This window comes from Roseivirga sp. UBA1976 (assembly GCF_002336325.1).
Lineage (GTDB): Bacteria > Bacteroidota > Bacteroidia > Cytophagales > Cyclobacteriaceae > Roseivirga > Roseivirga thermotolerans.
In genome coordinates, this window is record NZ_DDDQ01000036.1 from 693 (window position 1) to 6,090 (window position 5,398).

Annotated in this window: 4 protein-coding genes; all 4 read right to left on the bottom strand. The window is 42.9% G+C overall.

Translation table 11 applies throughout. The annotated features are described in order from the left end of the window. Positions 1–2,449 (bottom strand): carboxypeptidase-like regulatory domain-containing protein (locus tag B3763_RS03235; RefSeq protein WP_286743612.1); only part of this gene is annotated, 2,449 nt, incomplete at its 3' end. 87 nt (positions 2,450–2,536) lie between these two features. Further along, positions 2,537–3,592: a FecR family protein gene (locus B3763_RS03240; RefSeq protein ID WP_286743614.1), complete on the bottom strand. Its 1,056-nt coding sequence runs from the start codon at positions 3,590–3,592 to the stop codon at positions 2,537–2,539. 260 nt (positions 3,593–3,852) lie between these two features. Then, positions 3,853–4,380, bottom strand: a complete 528-nt coding sequence (locus B3763_RS03245) for an RNA polymerase sigma factor (protein WP_189630789.1) — start codon at positions 4,378–4,380, stop codon at positions 3,853–3,855. Positions 4,381–4,881: 501 nt separating this feature from the next. Beyond that, the coding region (locus B3763_RS03250) for a sodium/proton-translocating pyrophosphatase (RefSeq protein WP_286743616.1) at positions 4,882–5,398 on the bottom strand (517 nt) is incomplete at its 5' end.

A 5,398-nucleotide genomic window follows, 5' to 3' on the forward strand; every position in this document is an offset into this window, starting at 1 on the left:
AGAGAATCTGGTCTCTGTTTTCCTGAGTAGAGTAGGAGGCCAGGAAGTTGAACTTATTTAGGAATCTACCGCCAAGGGTAAATTCTGCCTCTGTAGTAATGTTGGGCTTAAGCTTAGGGTTGGCCAACTGTTGGGGGAAAGAGATGAGCCCATTGGCTACATTGGCGATCTCGAACCTGTCGTTGAAACCAGGTCTTCCTCCGGCTGTACCCAATGAGGCTGAAACTTTCAACTCCTGAAAACCGGGTATGGTAAAGTCCTGTGTAATACGATAGGCCAATGAGCCTCTGTAGAACCACTGCCACCTTTCATCTTCGCCAAATAATGAAGAGCCGTCTCTTCTCAATACGAAGTCAAAAATGTATCGATCTCTATAGTCCCCACCAACAGCAAGCGCATAACTGTCCGATCTCAGTTTTATGGGTCTGGTGTCTGTGGCTGACAAAAATTGATAGCCTCTGCCGGAAATATCTGCCAATACAGCATCTAAATGATCATAGTCCCGAAGTCCCAGAAAATCACCATCAATGGTGAAGCCTTCATCCACACGGTCTTCGTATTGATATTTTAGAGTAGACCGGAGGTTTACATCACCAAACTTCTTTATGTAAGTAAACTGGCCGCTGGCATTTATGGCCACTGTTTGGGCATAGCCGCGGTCGATATCGCCCTGACCGGGGTCTCCAACCACTGCCAGATAACCCGGATTTTGATGACCACTGGAGTTATCAGCCCTGGTGTCGAAACCCATTATACCGGTAAACTTCAGGTCGTTGGTAATGTGTAAATCACCTTGAGCACTGGCAATAAAACGTTTTCTAACGCGCTCTGATCGGTTGTTGGTGAGTACGTAGAAGGGGTTAAAGAAGGAATCGAGAATAAACGAGTTCGCATCGTAGTTATAAGGACTTCCGTCTTCTTCGTTTGGAGCAAACCAGTCGGCATCTGGTGAAGCAAAAATCAAAGTGCCAATATTTCTTGGGCGAGTATCGTCTCTATCCCAAATGTATCGGGAACGAACTTTCAGGTCGAATCGATCAGAGAAACTCTGATCGAGGCCTATCGCAAAATTGTATCTGCGATTACCTTCATGCATCTCAATACCTCCTGAAGCATTTTGTTGCTCGAACGAAACGCTGAGGTTGGAATTGGCGGTTCGGTTGCTTAACCGAATGTAGTTCTTGAATGAAGTGGTTCCTCTAAAAAAGTCTTCGAGGTGATCTCTGTACCTTGAAAATGGCACTTCATTGATGGAAGGTACTTTGTCTAAGGCCAGGCCGTCATCGTCAGTAATAATATCTCCGTTGGCATCGGTTTGCTTGTTATGGAATCTGGCTTTTTCGGGGTGTCTTCCTTTATAGGTGTTTTCAGAAACTACTTCGCTTCTTACAAATACAGAGGTTTGGCCTACCTCGAGCCCTTTGCCCGACTTGGTGTAAATGGCAATTACACCATTGGCTGCCCGCGATCCGTAAAGGGTGGCTGCAGAGGCTCCTTTCAGTATCTCGTACCGCTCAATGTCCTGAACACTGATATCGGAGAGGCTTCCTTCAAGTATGGCTCCATCGAGCAAAATGAGTGGTGAGTTGCTGGTTCTGAGGTTGGTAGCACCTCTCAATAAGATGGAGGGTCCTTGACCCGGAACATTGCTCGGAGCCACTCTTAAACCGGCTACTTTACCTACTAGGGCATTTCCTGCATTGGCAGCCGGTGCCTTTGTAAGTACCTGCTCATCGACACTGGCAATGGTAAAAGATAGTTTTTCTTTAGGTGTTTCTGCTGCAACACCAGTTACTACCAGTTCGCCCAGATTGGTTACATCGGGCTCCAGAATTACGTTGATAATGCTTCGGGAACCTACAGTGACTTCTTGAGTGATGTATCCTAAGTATCTGAAAACCAGAATAGTGTTGTCGTCAGGTACTTCAATCGAATAGTTTCCTTCCAGGTCTGTGAGCGTACCATTGCTGGTGCCTTTAATGAAGACACTCACCTGTGGCATTCCAAACCCTTCTTCTCCTTCAGTAACCTTACCGGTAATGGTGCGGACTTCAGCTATACTTACGGCTGGTTCTGCACCGGGAGGGTTTTCCGAAGCGGAAGAAACGGAAATGTTGTTGTTGAACTGTTTAAAATTGAGCTGTGCCAGCTTAGATACTGTTTCCAATAACTCGGCTACGGTATAGCTCTTATATGACAAGTTGATGCTTACATTCTTGTTGAGATCTTCTTGTTGATAGAAGAATTTGAAAGGCGACTGGGCTTCTATTTTTCGGAAAGTTTCCTTTAGTGAAGCTTCGTTTAACTCCAGAGTTACTTTGTATTCTCTAATGCTTTGAGCTCTGGATTTGGTGGCCATCAGGGTAGATAAGACCATGCATTGAATGATTGTCCCATACAGACAAAGACGTGCTGCTCCCCACAGCACCGCCTTAAGATTATTTTTCATATCTTAGAGGTGTTTTAATATTAAACATACAGTTATGTCCAAGGCACTTCTGCTGCAACAGGGTGCCTTGGTAGTTTTAGCGGTTGTTTATTTCATAGGCGTATCTGTTTTTAGTTTTTCCATAGGCAATTGATCATTAAGTTTAATTAGTATCTGGTCTTCATTTATCTGACTTTCGAAGCCCATGCTATAACCAATGGTGCTTAACACCATTTCCAGGCTCTGTCTTTCGAATATGCCTGTTCCTTTGTAATACAATTCTTTGGCACTCGAATCGCCTTCAATGTCAATGTCCACATCGTACCAGCGTTCAAGCATTTTAACTATTTCTTTAAGGGGTTGATTTTCAATGTAGAGCTTCTCTTCTCTCCAGGCAGCTGTCTTTTCTCTGTCCATTGTGTTTTTGGTGAGGTTGTTAGACCTTTTGTTGAATTCGGCCTGCTCATTGGGGTAGAGTACCACCGAAGAGTCTTTGGAATGCTTAGTGCTATCTAAGGTGCTTACCTCCACCGATCCGGTAAACAGAGAGATGGAGGCTAGCTTTTCGCATTTATAGTCGCGCACATTGAAAGAGGTACCCAGGGCAACGGTAGAAAGATTTCTGGAAGTAACCACAAAAGGGAGATCCTTGTTTTTGGCTACTTCAAAGAAGGCTTCTCCATCGAGGCTTATGTTTCTATTAGTTATTCCGTAGCCGGGGTCATAGGTGATTTTGGTTTCGGCATTAAGGGTTACTTTAGAACCATCTCGTAAAATGATGGTGCTTCTAAATCCCTTGGCTGTGGCTTTTACTATATCGGCCTGTGCCGGCAGCTGATTACTTTGATGAGAGCCAGGGGCTATAAAGAAATAAGCCACCATAATTGAAAGAACAAGGCTAGCTCCAACTACAACTTTTCGGATGTTGTTTTTTGAGCGAAAAGACGAAGTGGGAGTATAAGGTTGTGTGTGTGTTCTTTTTGGGGGTACTATAGCTTTCAGAATGTTTTGCTTCACAGTGACTTCATCATACTCATGAAGCTTTTCATTGGAGGTTTCTTCCCAAAGGTCGCTCAACAAATCGTGCAACTGATCGGTGTCTTCCGTGTGGCGAATGAGTTGCCGTAGTTCTGATGACTTATGATTTGGATATTTCTTTTCCAATAGTCTGTTTAGTATTTGTCATTTCGTGCTCCTTCAAAAAAAGGGAGGCTTAACTAATAGTACACAAGGATTGGCTGTAGCCATTACTCGTTAGAAAAAAAAATTAATAGGGTTACTCATTTAGATCGCATTTGTTAGCCCCAGTATACTGGCCATAAGCTGTGTCCTCACAGCGTCTTTTAACAACCATTTGTGAAGACACAAATGGAGGCAAGGTTCAGAAATGCTCTTCTTGCGGCATAAGTAAGTAACCCTAAGAATTAAACAGAAACCGTATTTGCATAGGCATGTATGGTTTTTATGGCTTTACTCATCTGGCTTTCTACTGTATTTACAGAAATGTTGAGTTTTGCAGCAATCTCTTTATTGGAGAGCCCCTCATATCTGCTCAGCATAAACACGGTACGCCTTTTGGGCGGAAGGGTGTTTATAGCTTTTCTTATGATGTCTTCCATGTCTTTTAAGATTATGGTTTCCATGGTGGTGTTGAGACTAACCATCGACTCATTGATTTCCAGGCTTCCCATATGTTTTTGATTATCTCTTATTCGGTTGAGCGCTAGATTTTTGGCGATTCGGAAGAGCAAAGCATAGGGCGATGAGTCAAGATTGATTTGCTTGCGTATTGCCCAGAACTTGAGGAAAACGTCTTGACACACTTCTTCACTGTCTTCTACCGATTCCAACAGTGAATAGCAAAAATTGAAAACCTTGTTCAGGTTTAGGTCAACGAAAGATTCGAAGGCCCTTTCGTCACCTTTTTTAATTCTAAGTATAAGCTTGTCCATGCCCTATTACATCAAGTAGAATGATATAATAGAGACTGAATGACAATGTGTTTTTGAATGGAAAATAGCTGCTGACCTATGCTTTTTCATAGTTGTTGTTTTGTTGAGTTTTTGAATAAAGAAAAACTGAAAAAAAATTCAGCTATAGTCAGAGGTGGCAAAAAAATAGCCGCGTTTAATGGTTGACCTGTAAATTATACAACGCAATATAATTAAAGCCCTTATGCTATGGGACGGTGTTTTCTATCAAATGGTTAGATTTTTTGCAAATAATTGTATGTGAAGAACAGGAATAGCCCTGCTATATATGGTCTCTGAGGCTGGTATTTTGGCAATTTATGAAGTCTGATTTGACTGTATCCGGCATGAACAAACAAGGCCGTCTCAGTAGAGGAAATATCTGGTTTTTAACTAAAAAGCAGTTTTGGCCAATAAAAACAAAAGCCTGCAAGTGTTCGCTTGCAGGCTTTTGTAGCTTTTATGCCTTGCGGCACTTCAATGTTACTCTACTTCTGTAACAATATCTTCAACATCATCGATGTGAATCTCTACAGGATCAATTTCTACATGGGCATCGGTACTGTGTTCTCCCGTACCATACATTTCACCCAAGATTGGCGCAATAACCAAACCTACCAGACAGGTAAGTTTAATAAGAATGTTCATTGAAGGTCCTGAGGTATCTTTGAATGGATCACCTACGGTATCGCCAGTTACAGCTGCTTTATGAGCATCAGAACCTTTGTAGGTCATTTCACCATCAATTTCAACACCGGCTTCGAACGATTTCTTGGCGTTGTCCCAGGCCCCACCTGCGTTGTTTTGGAATATGGCCCAAAGCACACCGGAAACAGCCACTCCGGCCATGTATGAACCAAGTGCTTCAGGGCCCATAATAAAGCCAATGGCAATTGGGAACAGGATGGTGATAGCTCCTGGCAACATCATTTCTTTAATGGCTGCCTTGGTAGAAATTTCAACACATTTACCATACTCAGGTTTGCCAGTACCTTCCATA